This is a genomic window from Gemmatimonadota bacterium, assembly GCA_009835325.1.
Classification (GTDB): Bacteria; JAAXHH01; JAAXHH01; order JAAXHH01; family JAAXHH01; genus JAAXHH01.
This window is the reverse complement of sequence record VXWP01000065.1, coordinates 1-16,971: the sequence shown is the minus strand read 5'-3', so window position 1 is coordinate 16,971 and position 16,971 is coordinate 1. Positions and strand designations below refer to the sequence as shown.

At 64.0% G+C, this 16,971-nt stretch carries 14 protein-coding genes and 1 pseudogene; 13 read left to right on the top strand and 2 right to left on the bottom strand.

Features of this window, described 5'->3' with window-relative positions; all coding sequences use genetic code 11:
- Positions 1-184: 184 nt before the first annotated feature.
- The 13 genes from F4Z81_08340 (at position 185) to F4Z81_08280 (ending at position 14,273) form a co-directional block, all read left to right on the top strand.
- A complete protein-coding gene (locus F4Z81_08340) occupies positions 185-1,009 on the top strand; it encodes a 6-pyruvoyl tetrahydropterin synthase (GenBank protein ID MXW05055.1) in 825 nt (274 codons plus the stop codon).
- Positions 1,010-1,014: 5 nt separating this feature from the next.
- Positions 1,015-1,566, top strand: a complete 552-nt coding sequence (gene folE / locus F4Z81_08335; protein ID MXW05054.1) for a GTP cyclohydrolase I FolE — start codon at positions 1,015-1,017, stop codon at positions 1,564-1,566.
- Positions 1,567-1,647: 81 nt separating this feature from the next.
- Positions 1,648-3,093 (top strand): FAD-binding protein, encoded by a 1,446-nt coding sequence (locus F4Z81_08330; protein ID MXW05053.1) that lies wholly within the window; start codon positions 1,648-1,650, stop codon positions 3,091-3,093.
- Between the two features lie 24 nt (positions 3,094-3,117).
- Positions 3,118-4,578, top strand: coding sequence for an FAD-binding oxidoreductase (locus tag F4Z81_08325; GenBank protein ID MXW05052.1), 1,461 nt, complete (start codon positions 3,118-3,120; stop codon positions 4,576-4,578).
- 18 nt (positions 4,579-4,596) lie between these two features.
- Positions 4,597-5,856, top strand: a complete 1,260-nt coding sequence (locus F4Z81_08320) for a DUF362 domain-containing protein (GenBank protein ID MXW05051.1) — start codon at positions 4,597-4,599, stop codon at positions 5,854-5,856.
- A 120-nt stretch (positions 5,857-5,976) separates the two neighbouring features.
- A complete protein-coding gene (locus tag F4Z81_08315; GenBank protein ID MXW05050.1) occupies positions 5,977-6,981 on the top strand; it encodes a sigma-70 family RNA polymerase sigma factor in 1,005 nt (334 codons plus the stop codon).
- Positions 6,982-7,080: 99 nt separating this feature from the next.
- A complete protein-coding gene (locus F4Z81_08310) occupies positions 7,081-8,007 on the top strand; it encodes a peptidoglycan DD-metalloendopeptidase family protein (protein ID MXW05049.1) in 927 nt (308 codons plus the stop codon).
- A gap of 160 nt (positions 8,008-8,167) precedes the next feature.
- Positions 8,168-9,046, top strand: a complete 879-nt coding sequence (locus F4Z81_08305) for a M23 family metallopeptidase (protein MXW05048.1) — start codon at positions 8,168-8,170, stop codon at positions 9,044-9,046.
- Positions 9,047-9,255: 209 nt separating this feature from the next.
- Positions 9,256-9,960 (top strand): hypothetical protein, encoded by a 705-nt coding sequence (locus tag F4Z81_08300; GenBank protein ID MXW05047.1) that lies wholly within the window; start codon positions 9,256-9,258, stop codon positions 9,958-9,960.
- Between the two features lie 105 nt (positions 9,961-10,065).
- Positions 10,066-11,439 carry a tRNA (N6-isopentenyl adenosine(37)-C2)-methylthiotransferase MiaB gene (gene miaB, locus F4Z81_08295; protein ID MXW05046.1) on the top strand — a complete coding sequence of 458 codons (1,374 nt, stop codon included), beginning with the start codon at positions 10,066-10,068 and terminating at the stop codon, positions 11,437-11,439.
- A 283-nt stretch (positions 11,440-11,722) separates the two neighbouring features.
- Positions 11,723-12,331 (top strand): superoxide dismutase, encoded by a 609-nt coding sequence (locus F4Z81_08290; protein MXW05045.1) that lies wholly within the window; start codon positions 11,723-11,725, stop codon positions 12,329-12,331.
- Positions 12,332-12,345: 14 nt separating this feature from the next.
- Positions 12,346-13,473, top strand: coding sequence for an alcohol dehydrogenase catalytic domain-containing protein (locus F4Z81_08285; protein MXW05044.1), 1,128 nt, complete (start codon positions 12,346-12,348; stop codon positions 13,471-13,473).
- A 41-nt stretch (positions 13,474-13,514) separates the two neighbouring features.
- Positions 13,515-14,273, top strand: a complete 759-nt coding sequence (locus F4Z81_08280) for a sugar phosphate isomerase/epimerase (GenBank protein ID MXW05043.1) — start codon at positions 13,515-13,517, stop codon at positions 14,271-14,273.
- A gap of 5 nt (positions 14,274-14,278) precedes the next feature.
- On the opposite strand, the gene thiD is transcribed toward F4Z81_08280, so the two are convergent.
- Positions 14,279-15,625, bottom strand: coding sequence for a bifunctional hydroxymethylpyrimidine kinase/phosphomethylpyrimidine kinase (gene thiD, locus F4Z81_08275; GenBank protein MXW05042.1), 1,347 nt, complete (start codon positions 15,623-15,625; stop codon positions 14,279-14,281).
- Between the two features lie 25 nt (positions 15,626-15,650).
- A pseudogene (locus tag F4Z81_08270) lies at positions 15,651-16,971 on the bottom strand (AAA domain-containing protein).

The following is a 16,971-nucleotide window of genomic DNA, read 5'->3' as shown; positions in this document are numbered from 1 at the left end:
TATAGCCTGTAGGCCGCCGCGCGCCGACGAGGCAGTCAGAGCGTTATAGCCTGTAGGCCGCCGCGCGCCGACGAGGCAGTCAGAGCGTTATAGCCTGTAGGCCGCCGCGCGCCGACAAGACGATGACACCCACGGCCTGCAGCTCGACCGATCCACCCGCCGTCTGTCCGAAGCACCCGACCGCATGATGCTCATAACGCGAAAAACCCGGTTCTCGGCGGCGCACCTGTGCCGCAACCCGGAGTGGACGGAGGCCAGGAACCGGTGGGTGTACGGTTCCAGCGCCGTCGGCACCGCCCACGGTAACGACTACGAGGCCGAATTCACCTTCGGGGGCCAGGTCGATCCCCGGACCGGCGTGGTCCTGAACCTGACCGAGGTCAAGCAACTGTTGCACGCCGTGATCGAACCGCTGGACCTGAGCCACCTGAACCACGATCACGACGCCCTGAAAGGTCCGGCGCCGACCAGCGAAAGGCTCGCCCGGTACCTCTGGCACGCGGTGGAAGGCGGTACCGGACCGTGCGTACTCAGGCGCGTCCTGCTGCGCGAAAGCCGCACACGAAATATCGTATACACCGGAGACGACAGCATGGTCCACGTCACGAGAAGCGTCGAGTTCAACGCCGCCCACCGCCTGCACAGTATAAGGTTGAGCGACGAAGAAAACGTGCGTATATTCGGTAAGTGCAACAATCCCCATGGCCACGGACACAACTATGAGTTGGAGGTGACGGTCCGGGGTCCGGTGGACGAGAAGACCGGGATGGTCATCGAAATGGGACGTTTCGATGAGGTCCTGCAAAAGGAAGTCGTGGATCGCTACGACCATCGCCACCTGAACCAGGACCTGGAGGAATTCAGGACGGTCAATCCGACTTCTGAGGAACTGCTCAGGGTAATCTGGAAGCGGCTGCTTCCGTTTTTTGATACCCCTTCGCTCTACCGGATTCGCCTGGTGGAGACATCCAAGAACGCTTTCGAGTACTATGGCGAGGAAGGCCCGTAACCACGATGGACCCGATCGAGGGATTGACGAGGTCGCTGCTCGAGGAGATCGGCGAGGATCCGGACCGGGACGGTCTACGGCGCACGCCCCTCCGCGTGGCGCAGTCCCTGCGGTTTCTGACCCAGGGTTATGAAAAAAGCATTGATACCGTCCTGAACGGCGCTATCTATGAAGAAGACTACGACGAGATGGTGCTGGTGAAGGACATCGAGTTCTTTTCGCTGTGCGAGCACCATTTGCTGCCCTTCTTCGGCCAGTGCCATATCGCATACATTCCCAACGGCAAAATCATCGGCCTGGGCAAGGTCCCCCGCATCGTGGACGTCTTCGCGCGGCGGCTTCAGCTGCAGGAACGACTGACGTCCCAGATCGCCCAGACCCTGCAGACCTGTCTCGATCCCCTGGGAGTAGCCGTCGTCATGGAAGCCAACCACCTCTGCATGATGATGCGCGGCGTGGAGAAACAGCACTCCAAGGCGACGACGAGCGCCATGCTCGGCGTGTTCAGGGACGATCGCAGTACCCGGATGGAGTTCCTCGACCTGACCCGGTCGTAGCGTTGGGGACGGGCGGGATCCGTCGCGCGGGACCCGGCGCACGGGAGACCGGCCGCGCGATCGGGAATACGGAGGAAACCGATGAACAAAGACCAGCTCGTCGAACGGCTTGCGGACGTACTGGGCCGGGAGAACGTCATCGACGCGCCGGACCAGTTGATCGTCTACGAATGCGACGGGCTGACCATCGACCGGAACGCCCCGCACGCCGTCGTCTACCCCACCACGACGGAGGACGTCGCGGCCGTGGTCCGGATTCTCCATGAAGCGCGGATTCCCTTCGTGGCGCGCGGCGCGGGCACCGGCCTGAGCGGCGGGAGCCTGCCGCCCGACGGCGGGGTCATGATCGCGCTGACCAAGATGAACCGCATCGTGGAGGTCGACTTCCGCAACCAGCGGGCGCTGGTGGAAGCCGGCGTGGTCAACCTGCACCTGTCTAAGGAGACCGGCAAGCAGGGTTATCACTTCGTGCCGGACCCCTCGAGCCAGTACGCCTGTACCATCGGCGGGAACATCGCCGAGAACTCGGGCGGTCCGCACACCCTGAAGTACGGCGTCACGACCAACCACACCCTGGGCGTGGAAGTGGTCTTGCCGGACGGCCAGGTCACGTGGTTCGGCGGCAAGGCGGAAGACGCCGTGGGTTACGACCTGCGCGGTCTCATGATCGGATCCGAGGGCATGCTGGGCATCGTAACGCGTGCGTGGGTCAAGCTGACCCGCCTGCCCCAGGCCTGGCGGACGTTCCTGGTGGTGTTCGACCAGGTGGAAGACGCCTCGCGCGCCGTCGCCGGCGTCGTCGGCCGCGGGATCGTCCCGTCGGCCCTCGAGATGATTGACAAGGTCGCCATCGGCGCCATCGAGGCGGCCTACCATTTCGGGTTTCCCCTGGACGCCGAAGCCGTGCTGATCATCGAACTCGAAGGTCATGAGGCGGGCCTGAACACCCAGGCCGAAGCGGTGGCCGAGGTCTGCCGGGAGAACCGGGCCAGCGATATCCGTACCGCGGAGGACGAAAAGGAACGCGCCCTGTTGTGGATGAGCCGCAAGCGGGCCTTCGGCGCCATGGGGCGCCTGAGTCCCAGCTACTACGTGCAGGACGGCGTGGTACCGCGGACGAAGATCCCGGACATCATGCGGGTCATCCAGGAGACAGCCGGGAAATACGATCTGCTGATCGGCAATGTATTCCACGCGGGGGACGGCAACATCCATCCCTGTATCGCGTACGACGACCGGGACGAGGAGCAGGCGCGGAAGACCGTGGAGGCTAGTAACGAGATCCTGCGGGCCTGCGTCGACCTGGGCGGGTCCATCACCGGGGAACACGGCATCGGGTACGAAAAGGTCGACCTGATGCCCCTTATCTTCAATGAATCGGACATCGAGGCCATGGAGACGGTCAAAGCGGTGTTCGACGAGGAGAACCTCAGCAATCCCGGCAAGATGTTTCCCACGAACCGCACCTGCATCGGATGCGGAACGGCGGAGCTGAAGTACACCAACCGCCAGGCGGCGCTGCTATAGACACGAAGGCACCCAGGTTACCCCATGTCCGATGAGGTGCTGCACAGCAGGCTCGGATCCCTCGTGGAAGGCTATGCCCCGGCAAGCCGGGAAGCGCTGGCCTCCCTTGCTGTAGAAGGCGTCGTTCCCTCGGCCGTCGTGGCCCCGGGGAGCGTGGAATCGCTCGCAGCCACCGTGCAGATGGCCTCGGAACTGGGTTACGCGGTCATTCCGCGGGGCGGCGGCACCAAAATGGACTTCGGTCATCCGCCCTCCCGCGCGGATATCGTGGTATCCATGGAACGTCTGAACCGGATCGTCGCCCACGAGCCCGCGGACCAGACGGCCACGGTGGAGGCCGGCATCACCATGGCGGGACTGCAGGCCGGGCTGGGGAAGCGCGGCCAGTTTCTGCCGCTGGACCCGCCCCACGGCGACGCGGGGACCCTGGGCGGGGTGCTCGCCACCAACGCTTCAGGCGTGCTCCGGACTTCCTTCGGCACGGCCAGGGACCTGGTCATCGGCGCCCGGGTGGTCCAGGCGGACGGCACCGTCGTCCGGTCCGGGGGGCAGGTCGTCAAGAACGTGGCGGGATACGACCTGAACAAGATGTACATCGGTTCGCTCGGAACGCTCGGCATCCTGGCGGAAGTGAACCTGAAGCTGCAACCCCTGCCGTCGGCGGGAAGGCTCCTCATCGGGACCATGGCGGGGATCGGGGAAGCGGCCGAATTCGCCTTCCGGGTCATGGATTCGGAGATCATGCCCTCCTTCCTGGAAGTGGCCAGTCCCACGACCCGCGCAATCCTCGGCGAGGCGGCCATTGGGCCTGAGACCGGATCCGGGGCGGATGCCGGCGGGGATGGCTTACGGGCGGACGCCGCTGGGGCCGGCTCCCGGGCGACCGGCGGGAAAGGCAGCCACCCGAATGACCGGAACGTCGCCGTCGTCGCGGGCATGATCGGCACGGATGAGACGGTGGACTGGCAGGCCGGGGAATGCGAGCGGCTCTTCCGGGATTCGGGGGCGGCCGAAGTCATCAACGTGGACGGGGAAACATACAGCCGGGTGCTGGACGGGATGCGGGCTTTTCCAGGAGGTGGTCTCCTGCCCCAGGGCATGGGGCCGGGTGTGACCTGCCGGGCCGGCGTCACACCGGACAGGGTGGAAGCGCTCTTCCGCCTGGCGGACGAGGGTTGCCGGCGTCTGTCCATCGGCTGCGGCCTGCTCTCCCATTTCGCGAGCGGCCACGTGGCCTTCGTTTTTTACCGGGACGGGTCGTTCCGGGAATCGGATCTGGATGGACTGGCGAGCCTGGTCGAGGATCTGCGGACCACTTCGGAAGAACAAGGCGTCTTCGTAGTGGAACACGCCCCCGCCGCACTGAAGGACCGGGTGGGGGTATGGGGTTCGACCCTCGGGAACCGGCACCTCATGGAAATGCTAAAAAACCGGTTCGACCCGAAGGGCACGCTGAATCCCGGACGGTTCGTCGACGGAATCTGACTAAAGGGAGGACCTCACATGAAACTGCCCGCATTCAGGGAGATACGCCAGCGGTTCGACGCGCCCTTCGTTGAGGATATCGCCGGAACGGCCGAAGGGGAGGTCTCCCGCATGATCGAGGAGACGGGCCTGCGTGCCGGGTCCACGGTGGCCGTCGCCACTGGAAGCCGGGGGATCGGCAACATCGCGGCCATCGTGAAGAGCGTGGTCGCCGCCCTGGCAAAGGCCGGCCTGAAACCCTTCGTCGTGCCGGCCATGGGCAGCCACGGCGGAGCGACGTCGGAAGGACAGCGCCGGGTACTGGAGAACTACGGCATCCACGAGGCGGCGACGGGATGTCCCATCCGCTCCGACATCGAGCCGGCGAGTCTCGGCGAGACCGCGGACGGGCTTCCGGTCTATCTCGACCGAAACGCCCTCGGCGCCGACCACATCGTGGTGGTCAACCGGGTGAAGCCACACACGGACTTCAAGGGCTCGGTCGGCAGCGGCCTCATGAAGATGCTGGCCATCGGGCTGGGCAAGCAGAAAGGCGCCAGCTACTATCACGGCGCGGTCTTCGAATACGGGTTCGAACACATGATCTCGACCGTGTCGCAACACGTACTAGACCACGCGCCCGTGGCCTTCGGGCTGGCCATCATCGAGAACGCCTACGACCAGACCGCGCACCTCATCGGCGTCCCGGCAGGTGGCCTGCAGCAGGAAGAACGGCGGCTGTTCCAGGAGGCGCAGCGCCTCATGCCCCGCCTTCCGTCCGACGACATCGATATCCTGATCGTCGACGAAATGGGCAAGAACATCAGCGGGACCGGGATGGACACGAACATCATCGGCCGGCGCATGCAGAATTTCGAGACCGAGCCCGCGATCCCGCGGATCCTGCGGATCATCGTCCGCGACCTGACGCCCGAGAGCGAGGGCAACGCCGTGGGTATCGGGCTGGCCGATTTCACCACCCGCCGCCTGGTGGACAAGATCAACCACCAGTATACCTACGTAAATTCCATCACGGGCATGAGTCCGCAGAAATCCCGCATCCCCGTGTTCCTGGACACGGACCGCGAAGTCATCGAGGCCGCTTTCTCCACCATCGGTATGAAACCGCCCGGCGAGGGACGTGCCGTCCGCATCCGGAACACGCTTTCCCTCGGACGCGTCGCGGTCTCCGAGGCATTATCCGACGAACTGGCCGGCCGGGAGGACATCGAAATCACGGACCGCCGCGGTCCACTGGAATTCGACGATCAGGGCACCCTTGCGGCCCTGCCCAATTAATCCGGCGACCCTGCCCGGTTGACGCGGCGACCTCTGCCCAGCGGGCGCGGCGACCCTGTCCGGCGTACCCTGCCGACCCCAGCCCACCTGTTTTTTATTGACAAGTTTGCAATTTTGTGTATGTTAGTAAACTTGCCGGTTTTACGGCAGCGTGTACCGGACCGCCTGGACCACCAGAAACGTCCGATCGGGCGGGAGATTCCGGTTAAGTGGGGACGGAAGCGGCCCCGAAGTCAAACGAATAAACAGGAGTTGTCACAGCACGTGAGTACGATAACGAAAACCAATACGGCGGCGACGGAAGACCGGTCTCTCGACCTCTACCTGCAGGAGATCGGCAACGTGCCGCTTCTGATGGCCGAAGAAGAAACCGAACTGGCCCGGTCGGTCCGGGCTGGCGACCAGAAGGCGCTGGAGAAGCTGACGTCCTCCAATCTCCGGTTCGTGGTGAGTGTGGCCAAGCAGTACCAGAACCAGGGACTTTCCCTGTCCGACCTGATCAACGAAGGCAATATCGGGCTGATCAAGGCGGCCAAGCGGTTCGACGAGACCAAGGGCTTCAAGTTCATTTCCTACGCGGTCTGGTGGATCCGGCAGTCCATTCTCCAGGCGCTTGCCGAGCAGTCCCGCATCGTGCGGCTTCCGTTGAGCCGGGTCGGCACGCTCCACAAGATCGGCCGGCTTTCCAGTGAATTCGAGCAGGAGTTCGGGCGCGAGCCCAGCACCGAGGAGATCGCCGAGGAGCTGGACATGAATCCCGGCGACGTGAAGGACACGATGCGCATCGCGAGCCGTCACGTGTCGCTGGACGCGCCGCTCAAGACGGGTGAAGACAACCGGTTGCTGGACCTCATCGAGGACGACGACCAGGATGCGCCGGACGAGGCGCTCATGGTGGATGCGCTCAAAGATGAGATCTTCAGGGCGCTCGGGTCCCTGACCAAGCGGGAGGCGGCCGTGATCGCGTTGTATTACGGCATTAACATGGAAAGATCCTATACCCTCGAGGAGATCGGGACGCGGTTCAGTCTCACGAGGGAGCGCGTGCGCCAGATCAAGGAAAAAGCGCTGCGCAGGCTTCGCCACGTCTCCAGGAGCCAGAAGCTTCGGGCCTATCTGAACTGATCGATCCCCATCTCCGGCGCGGCGGGATCCACCCCGGTCACCCCGCCGCATATCCGCCCGCGGCAGCGCCGTACCGGCCGCCGGGGCGCGGAGAACGGCATGCTGCGACGAAAGTTCGTTTCATTCATACATTTACCGGCCAATGCCCGGGACGAAACCCGGGAGTACGGCCTCCTTCCGGTCCTGGCGGGTCTCGCCGTCCTTGTGCTTCTGATGCTGGTCGGTTGGCATATCGGTGCGTCCTACCTGACGACCTTGTTCGACGACGGCGCCCTGACGGAACGGGAGCGGGAGAACAACCGTCTGCGGGAGCAGTTGAGCGCCCTGCATGAGTTGGACGGTACGCTCGAATCGCGGATTGAGAATCTGTCGGAACGCGCGGCGGATATCGACAAGATCGTCCACGGCCCCAATGCGCCTGATCCGCTTGCTCCGCATGGCCCGGCTGCCGGCGCCGAAGAATCCCCGCCGGCCCAGGCATCCGTCGAGTGGACACAATCGCCCGCCGCGGCCATAGACCGGATCGGCGGACGGATCGACCGGTTACTGGACGAAACCCGCGCGGAGCTGGCCAGCCTGCAGTCCGTCGAAGCGGCATCCAGGGCTGACGAGGCCTACTGGCGCGGAATCCCCATCATCTCGCCGGTGCAGGGACCGGTTTCGAGACCGTTCGGTACGTCGCGTAACCTGCTGAGCGACGAGGTGCGCGTGCACGGCGGACTGGATATCGCCGCGAACAAGGACGATCCGGTTCGGGCCACGGCATACGGCGTGGTCTCACGGACCGGCGTGAACGCGAGCCTCGGCAGGTACGTGGATATCAATCATCAGAACGGGTACGTCACGCGTTACGGCCACCTTTCCGAAGTGCTGGTCGAACGCCGGAAACGGGTGGAACGCGGGGAGATCATCGGGATGGTCGGAATGACCGGAAAGACCAGCGGCTACCATATACATTACGAGGTCCACCACGAAGGCCGAATCCTCGATCCGTCGACCTGGTTCTTCCCGGAAAGGGGCCTGTGAGCCGGCCTCCGGTTGACGGAAATTCCTCAAAAAAAGTTTGACACGCGGCGCATTACGCTGCATTTTAGGTCACATATAGTCGCGATAAGTGGTTTAATCGCATAGACTAAGATTTGTTTGGCAACTATTTCGCCAGACAATAGTTTCAGGAATTTAAGTTTTGATAAAACGCCGAATGCCGACCGGGCTGCTGGTCTTGCATTTCGGGGATAGAACGGTTCGGATATCCGGACTGCCAGTCGCCGTCATGCTGGGCACGCTGCTCATGGTAACGGGTGTCTTGTATGCCGGTGCGCGGTCATGGCTCGCCGAACACCGACACGGCAGCATGCACGAAGAGATCAGGATCCTGGAGCAGTCCAGCCAGACGAACAAGGCCAGGCTGGAATCGCTCATCGCATCGGAAGAGACCGCCCGGCTCATCGCGGGACTTCCGAGCATCCATCCGGATATCCGCCAGGTGGGTGTGGGTGGACCGGCCCCGTCGCCGGATCCGGGATTCGCGCCCGATTCGCCCTACTACCGGGCTACCAGGCTGCACTCCGAGATGGAGAACTCCCGCCGCAGATCGAGTCTTTCGCTCAGGAGCATGGAGGATATCGAGCAGCATATCCGAGAGGTCGACGACCGTTGGCAGTTCGTTCCCTCGATCACTCCGGCGACCGGTGTGATTACCAGCCGGTACGGCCTGCGGACCGACCCCTTCACCGGTCTCTACACCATGCACCACGGGATCGATATCGCCGCGGCCCCCGGGACCCCGGTCAAGTCGCCGGCCGGCGGCGTCGTGGCCAGGACCGGCGTGGACCCCCGCTACGGCCTGTACCTCGACGTGGACCACCTGAACGGATACAAGACCCGCTTCGGCCATCTTTCCGCCATCCTGGTGAAGAAGGGCGAGGAACTGAAGCGCGGCGATATCATCGGACGGGTGGGCATGACGGGGAGAACCACCGGAAACCACCTGCACTACGAGGTTCACAAGGACCACAGGCGCGTCAATCCCATGCAGTACATCCGGTCGGAAAACGGCTGCTGATCCATTACGACCGTTAAACAGTAAAAGAGAGGCAGGGGCTTCGTACATTCCCTGCCATTTTTTTATCTGTGCCGCCTATCCGTTCCGCCGCGTCCTCCGGGCGTCTCCCCTGTTTCGTCGGCATTCCAGCCATACCCCGAATACGACGTGATTCCTTCCTTAGCTTCCATCGCGTGAGGGCCCGTTCGATGTTCAGACAGGATTACATCATGAGGACGATCCGCGTTTTCATCGATGCGCTGATCCTGTTGATCCGGGCGCGCCGCGACCAGGACACTCACCGGGCGCGTTCGATCATCACCCAGACCTGGGAGGACATCTTCGGCCTGTCGACGGCGTCTGTCATGGCGCTGTCGGAACGCACCCTGCTCTCCATGCTGATGAAACGGAGCGGCGGGGCCGTGGACACCGCCCTCATGGCCGCGCGGCTGTTCAAGGAGGACGGAACGCTGGCCCTGGCGGACGGGCAGGAGGAGGACGGCCGCCGACTGTACCTGAAGGCCCTCAACTGCTACCTGGAAATCGCCGTGGAGCCGTCCATCGGCACGGAGGACTTTCGCTGGATCAGCGAAGACATCAGCACCACCGGTCTCGTAACGGATCCCCACGAAGCGATCGGCGAGCTGCTCGGTCTCCTCGAGAACGAGGAACTGCCCGTGTCGACTTCGATGCTGCTGTTCACCTACTACGAACGGTACGGCCGGTTCGCCAGCGCCGAGGACATCCTGTTTCACGCCATGGACGATCACCCGGCCGAGCCCGAATTCGCCCGGCTCGGAATGGCGTTCTACGAACGACTCGAATCCGCGGAGGACGACCGCCTGGAACGGGGCGGACTGCCCCGCGACGAAGTCCGCGAAGGACTGGAACAACTCAGGCGCCGGATACGCCGCGCAGGGCATGTTTTTGATTGACGGTACCAAGCCGCAATTATAGATTAGCGGAATCTTAAAAAACACGAAATCACACGGGGATGCATGGTGGCGGTCAGCATGGACAGCCTGGTCAACCTGGAAAGCATGGACAGCACGGACAGCACGGTTCTCGAGCCGTCCTCGGCGCCTCCCGCGGCAGAGGCGCGGTCCCTGTACGTGGAGACCTACGGCTGCCAGATGAACAAGGCGGACTCCGAGCTGATCGTGGGGCTGCTCGCCCGCGAGGGCTACCGGGTCACCGACCGGGTCGACCGGGCCGACGTGATCCTGGTGAATACCTGCGCCATCCGCGAGAACGCGGAGCAGCGGGTAATCGGGCGCATGTCCGAACTGAACCGGTTCAAGACGGCCAACCCCGACCTGATCCTGGGGCTCTGCGGGTGCATGTCCCAGCACCTCGGCGACCGGATCATCGAGCGCGCACCCTACATCGACCTGGTCGCGGGACCCGACAGCTACCGGCGCCTGCCGGCCATGCTCCGCGCGCTGGATGCGGAAAGCGAACCGGCGCTGAGCCTGACCTGGGACCGTGCGGAGCACTATCTCGACATCGACCCCGTCAGGGAAGCCGGTGTAAACGGCTGGGTCACGATCATGCGCGGATGCGACAAGATGTGCTCATTCTGCATCGTGCCCTTCGTGCGTGGCCGGGAGCGCAGCACGCCCCACGGCGAAGTGATCCGCCAGGTCGAACGCCTCGCGGCGGAAGGCTACCGGGAAGTGACCCTGCTCGGGCAGACCGTGAACAAGTACCAGGACGGCGAGGTGGATTTCGCGGACCTGCTTACCCGGACGGCGGAAGTCGACGGCATCGAGCGCATCCGGTTCACTTCGCCCCATCCGTCGCATTTCCCGGACCGGTTGATCGAGGTCATGGCGGCTTCCCCGAAGATCTGTCCCCACACGCACCTTCCGCTGCAGTCCGGTGCGCAGGCGACCCTGTCCCGCATGCGCAGGGACTATACCCCGGAGGTGTTTCTCGACGTCGTCCGGCGGCTTCGGGAGCGCATGCCCCGGATCGCATTGACGACGGATATCATCGTGGGCTTCTGCGGGGAAACGGAAGCGGAATACGAGGCGACCTGCGAGATGATGCGGACCGTGCGGTTCGACAGCGCCTTCATGTTCAAGTATTCACCCCGGCCCGGGACCGCATCCCACAAACGCCTGGCCGACGACGTGCCGGAAGAAGTGAAGGGTCGGCGCCTGACGGCCGTCATCGAGATGCAGAAGGCGATCTCCGAATCCCGGAACCGCGCGTACCGGGGAGAGACCGTGAACGTGCTCGTCGAAGGAACATCCAGGCGGGACGCCGACAAGCTCTTCGGCAAGACGGACGGTTTCAAGACCGTCGTGTTTCCGATGCGGGAGGGCATCGAATCCAACATGATCGTGCCCGTGCGCGTGAACGGATCCACGCCCTTCACGCTGTTCGGAGACGTTGTGGCGACGGCGTAGCCATGCCGGGCCCGGATTTCGGGCCGACGCGCGCGTTCCCCGATCCGGGGTCGAACCGCCGGCGTAGCGACTGACAAGCACAGGGAAAGGCTCAAAAATGAAACCAATCGATCCGAAAGCACATTCGATCCCCGACGCGGATGTGAACGCGGAAACGGAAAGTGTCGGCTCCGGCCTTTCGCGCCGGAGTTTCATCGGGAAAATAGCAGGCGGCGCCCTGGCCGGAATGGCCGGCACCGCGATTCTCAACAGTTGTGCGGATCCATCCCCAAAGGAGAGTACCATGTCATTCACGCTGCCCGATCTGCCCTATGCCCATGACGCGCTCGAGCCCCACATCGACGCGCGCACCATGGAAATCCATCACGGCAAGCACCACAACACCTACATCACCAACCTGAACAACGCCCTGGCGGACCACGGCGACCTGGCCGGCAAGAGCCTGGACGAACTGCTGGCGGACAACTGCGCCATCGTGCCGGACGCCATCAAGACCGCCGTGCGCAACAATGGCGGCGGCCACGCCAACCACACGCAGTTCTGGACGATCATGAGCGGCAGCGGCGGCGGGAATCCCACGGGCAACCTGGCCGCGGCGATCGACAGTACCTTCGGCGGTCTCGACGCGATGAAGGAGCAGTTCGCGGCCGCGGGCGCGACGCGCTTCGGATCCGGCTGGGCATGGCTCGCAAAGGACGGTTCCGGCAATCTCGAGGTCTACTCCACGGCCAACCAGGACAGCCCGACCATGGAAGGCAAGACGGCCATCCTGGGACTTGACGTCTGGGAACACGCCTACTACCTGAATTACCAGAACCTGCGTCCCGCCTACATCGAGGCCTGGTGGAACGTGGTGGACTGGGCGGAAGCGGAACGACGCTTCAACGGCTAAACCCTGGAGGCTGAATGGCGCGAACGGGAAGAGCGGCGATCCTGAGCGGGGAAAAGGGCACGTTCACCGTCGGCGAGGCGGTGGTCCCCGAACCCGGTCCCGGAGAGGTGCTAGTAAGGCAGTCCATGTGCGGCGTCTGCGGCACGGACGTGCACGTCTATCAAGGCCACGCGCGGCGCAAGGCCTTCCCGCTCGTGCTGGGCCATGAGATCGTGGGCGTCATCGAGAAGCTGGGATCGGGCGTCGACTCGGACGCTATGGAAAAGCCGGTCCGGGAGGGCGATCTCATCGCCATCATCCCGGGGCAGCAGTGCGGGACCTGCTATTTCTGCGCGGTGGTCCGGGAGCCCGGGCTCTGTCCGAATGTGCTGGCCTACGGATTCCGGCCCTACGCCGACATCAAGCCCCACTTCCAGGGCGGGTACGCGGAATACGTGCTGCTGAACATCCCCCGCAGCAAGTTCCTCAAGGTCCAGAGTCCGCCCGAGGTCGCGGTACTGCTCGAACCCTTCACCGTCGGCTTGCACTTCGCCGAAAAAGCCCAGATGAAACTCGGGTCCACCGCGGTCATCCAGGGCGCCGGCGCCATCGGACTCTTCAGCCTGGCCGCGGCCATCGAGGCCGGCGCGCACCGCACCATCGTGGTCGGGGCGCCCGCATCGCGCCTGGAACTGGCGAAGGCCTTCGGCGCCGACGTGACCATCAACATCGAGAAAGTGCCGGACGCGCAGGATCGCATCGAAGCGGTCAAGGCGGAGACGCCGGGCGGTTACGGCGCCGACGTGGTCTTCGAGTGCACGGGCGTGCCGCCGGCCATCCCGGAGGGCGTGGAAATGCTCCGGCGGGGAGGGACCTACGTGGAAGGCGGTCATTTCACCGACGCGGGCGACGTTTCCATGAACCCTTTCAACCACTTCGTGTTCCGCCACATCACCCTCGTCGGGGTCTGGGCCAGCACCATCACGCATTTCGTGCGCGGCCTGCCCATCCTCGAATCGGGCCGCTATCCCTTCGAGGAAATGGTCTCCCACACCCTGCCGCTGAGCCGGGTCGGCGAGGCGATCGACGCGCTGTCGACCAACTACCGGCTCGACGGCGAAGAGGTCCGCAAGATCGCCATTTCGGGTGAAGTGGCCGGATAAAGGCTAAGCGTAGATAAAGGCGTAGCGTAAAGGAGCCCGCTTTGAAGTTCAAACTGGGATTCAGCGGACTGCGGTGGCAGACCCCGGACCTGGATGAAATCCTCGGGCAGTTGAAGGAAACCGGCTGGGACGGATGGGAGATCCGGCAGTCGCTGGACTGGCTGGGGTCGGCCAAACGGGTGAAGACCATTTCGGACCGTGCGGGCGTTCCGGTCGCCGTGGTCACCGGAACCGGCATTACGATCGACGGCAGTCACGAGATGAAGGAGCGGAACAAGCGCCGCATAGACTTCGCCGCCGACGTGGAGGCGGACACCTTCATGTTCATGGGTGCCAACCGGCCCTACGGCCGCACCTCTACCCCGGACGACATCAGGGCCCTGGCGGATCTGTCGGATGAATTCGCCGACTACGCATCGCAGTACGACCTGGACGTGTGCTACCACATCCATACCAGCACCACGGTCGATTCCCGCGAGGAATGGGAACTGCTCATGCGCCTGATGAAGCGGGCGCAGCTCTGCATCGACGTCTCCCATTCGGCCTTCTGGCACTACGATCCCGCCCAGTCCATCCGGGACTTCAGGGATCGGCTGGTGTACGTGCACCTGCAGGATTACAAGGACTATCGCTTCGTCGAGCTCGGAGACGGCGGGCTGCTCGACTTCGGCGCCGCCATGAAGGCGCTGGAGGAAATCGGTTACGACCGGTGGGTGACCGTGTGTCCCAGCCAGTCGGATCTGCCCGATACAGAGAAGATGAAGCTGGAACGCGCCTACCTGCGCAAACTGGGGTATTGACCGGCCTACTTGCCCCGGGACTTTTCCAGCACGGCCAGCGCGATATCCCCGACCCGCTCCGGGGTCTCGGCGATGACCCGGATCATGGGTTCCTTCCCCTCGTCCCCCAGGTCATAGACGATATCCGGCACGAAGCCCTGCTTCTCGATGACCCGGGCCGTTCCCCACTCTAACGTCGAACCTTCCCGCCTTTTGGATTCGAGCGGCTCCTCGTGCCGGTCGAAGGAGGCGACCGAGAGTCCCAGTCCCCGGCAGGCGCCGAGAATCGAATCGTCGTACCGGATGTTCATCACCGACCTTTTGGACGGGTCCTTCCGCATGGCGGTGAGGATGATCCGGGCCACGTGGGAGGACGCCCCGAACTCGGGCGGCGCCACGGAGCGGATATCCCGGCGCACGCGGATGAGCCGGCCGGGGAAGGCGGCCACGTCGTCCGCCGACTGCGCGCCGGCCAGTCCCATGCCCAGGTTGCACTGCACTTCGGGGACGAGGTCCCCCGCGTGGGCGCTTTCTAGACGCCGCGCCGCGGCCGTTAACTGGTCCAGGACCGAGAGGCGATCGGCGTCGCGGTAGAGTTCGTGAAAATGATGGACCGGCCCGTGCCCCCCACCCAGGGGTTCGGCGTGTCGCAGGGCCCCGGTGAGGTAGGCCTTCGCGGACGCCACGGCTTCGGCCACCCCGGCCCCTTTGGCCAGTCCGGCGGCAATGGCGGACGCGAAGGTGCACCCCGTCCCGTGGGTGCTCCGGGTGTCGACACGTTCTGCCTCGAAGGTCCGGAACTCCGCTCCGTCGAACAATACGTCGACCGCCGGCCCCTCGAGGTGCCCGCCCTTGACGACCACTTGGCGCGGCCCCATTTCGAAGAGCTTCCGGGCGATATCCATCATCCCGTCCACGTCCGACGCCTCGATGCCCGTCAGCGCCTTCGCCTCGTCCAGGTTCGGCGTGACGACGGTGGCGAGGGGGAAGAGCCCTTCGATCAGCGTGGATACCGCCTCCGGCTCAAGCAGCGCGTCGCCGCTCTTGGCGATCATCACCGGGTCCACGACGAGGGGAATGTCTGGATACGCCCGCAGCGCGTCGGCCACGGCGGCGATGATCTCCGCGTTGGCCAGCATGCCCGTCTTGATGGCCCCGGCGCCGATATCCGAGAGGACGGAATCGATCTGCGCCGTCACCACCTCGGGCGGCAGGTTGAAGACGGCCTGCACGCCGAGGGTGTTCTGGGCGGTGACCGACGTTACGGCCGACATGCCGTACACGCCGTTGGCCGAGAACGTCTTGAGGTCCGCCTGGATGCCGGCGCCGCCTCCGGAGTCGGAACCCGCGATGGTGAGTGCTACCGGGATCATGGGCGGTGATTCGGGTGGATGATCGTCAGGTCGTCTTGGGTTGGTTTTCGTAGAACTTCTTGATCAGGCGGTCCAGGTACGCGCCGGGGTTCTCGATCGCTGCCTTGGTGATCTTCAGTTCCCTGGCCTGGATCAACTTCAGGCCGTGGACGTAATCCTTGAACAGTTCCATCCCCATATCTTCAGTGGTCCGGCCCTGTTGCGCCGCCAGGTCTTCCAGCGCGGTGGCCGCGGCTTCGTCCAGCGTGAGCGTGATGTCGTGTTCCGCGTAGTACACCTGCACCAGTTCGGCCGGTTCGGGCGGCGCTTCCGCGAGGATCCGTTCGAGTTCGCTTTCCGGGTGTTCCACCACTTCGGCCGTCACGCTGAACTGCTTCACCGTGCTGGACGGGAGTTTCTTCTCGAACCGGATCAGGATCCGCTCCATCGCGCCGATGAGGCCGCGGGCGCCCGTGCCTGACTGGTGGGCCTGCTCGGCGATCAGGCGTAGGGACTTCTCGTCGAAGTCCACGTCGATGCCGTAGGCCTTGAAGTCCAGTTTCTTGGCGATGATGACCGGGCTGTTCGGGTTCCGGAGGATCTGGAACAGGTCGTCGACGCTGAGCTTGTGCAGCACTGCGGTCACCGGCAGCCGTCCGATGAATTCCGACTCGAATCCGTACTTGATCAGGTCTTCCGCGGTTACGTGCGGCAGCCATTCGCCGTCATCGGGCGTTTCCGCGCCGTCGCCCTGCTCGAAGCCCATCGTCTGCACGCTCATGCGCTTCTTGATGATCTCTTCCAGGTTGGCGAAGGCCCCGCTGACGATGAAGAGGATGTTCCGCGTGTTGATGCGTTTCCTTTCCACCTTGCCCGTCTTCTGGAACTGGAGGGCGTTCTCCATCTGGGACGTCAGGTCGTGGGGCGCCTGCAGGTCCACGTCCGTCTCCTCCATCAGCTTGAGGAGCGTGCGCTGCACCCCGGTCCGCGACACGTCGGGACCCACGATGTTGCCCGACGAGGCGATCTTGTCGATCTCGTCGATGTAGATGATGCCGTGTTCCGCCAGCTTGATGTTGCCGTCGGCCTCGTGGACCAGCGAGCGGACCAGCTCGTCCACATCCCCGCCCACGTAGCCTGTCTCGCTGAACCGCGTGGCGTCGCCCTTGACGAAGGGCACGCCGATCCGGCTGGCGATGAGCTTGATGAGGTAGGTCTTCCCCACCCCGGTCGGGCCGATCAGGATGATGTTGTTCTTGATGTTGCCGACCGGTTCCTTCTCCTCCTGGAGCCGGATGCGGTTGAAATGGGTGAAGATCTAGGTGGCCACCATATCATTAAAAACAACCTGGCGGATGACGTACTCG

Excerpts from the sequence above, each read along its gene's own strand:
- F4Z81_08310 (MXW05049.1), top strand. The coding sequence starts at position 7,081 with ATGCTGCGACGAAAGTTCGTTTCATTCATACATTTACCGGCCAATGCC.
- F4Z81_08320 (MXW05051.1), top strand. The coding sequence starts at position 4,597 with ATGAAACTGCCCGCATTCAGGGAGATACGCCAGCGGTTCGACGCGCCC.
- F4Z81_08325 (MXW05052.1), top strand. The coding sequence starts at position 3,118 with ATGTCCGATGAGGTGCTGCACAGCAGGCTCGGATCCCTCGTGGAAGGC.
- F4Z81_08330 (MXW05053.1), top strand. The coding sequence starts at position 1,648 with ATGAACAAAGACCAGCTCGTCGAACGGCTTGCGGACGTACTGGGCCGG.
- F4Z81_08290 (MXW05045.1), top strand. The coding sequence starts at position 11,723 with ATGTCATTCACGCTGCCCGATCTGCCCTATGCCCATGACGCGCTCGAG.
- folE (MXW05054.1), top strand. The coding sequence starts at position 1,015 with ATGGACCCGATCGAGGGATTGACGAGGTCGCTGCTCGAGGAGATCGGC.
- F4Z81_08340 (MXW05055.1), top strand. The coding sequence starts at position 185 with ATGATGCTCATAACGCGAAAAACCCGGTTCTCGGCGGCGCACCTGTGC.
- F4Z81_08300 (MXW05047.1), top strand. The coding sequence starts at position 9,256 with ATGAGGACGATCCGCGTTTTCATCGATGCGCTGATCCTGTTGATCCGG.
- F4Z81_08315 (MXW05050.1), top strand. The coding sequence starts at position 5,977 with ATGTTAGTAAACTTGCCGGTTTTACGGCAGCGTGTACCGGACCGCCTG.
- F4Z81_08285 (MXW05044.1), top strand. The coding sequence starts at position 12,346 with ATGGCGCGAACGGGAAGAGCGGCGATCCTGAGCGGGGAAAAGGGCACG.
- thiD (MXW05042.1), bottom strand. The coding sequence starts at position 15,625 with ATGATCCCGGTAGCACTCACCATCGCGGGTTCCGACTCCGGAGGCGGC.
- miaB (MXW05046.1), top strand. The coding sequence starts at position 10,066 with ATGGACAGCACGGACAGCACGGTTCTCGAGCCGTCCTCGGCGCCTCCC.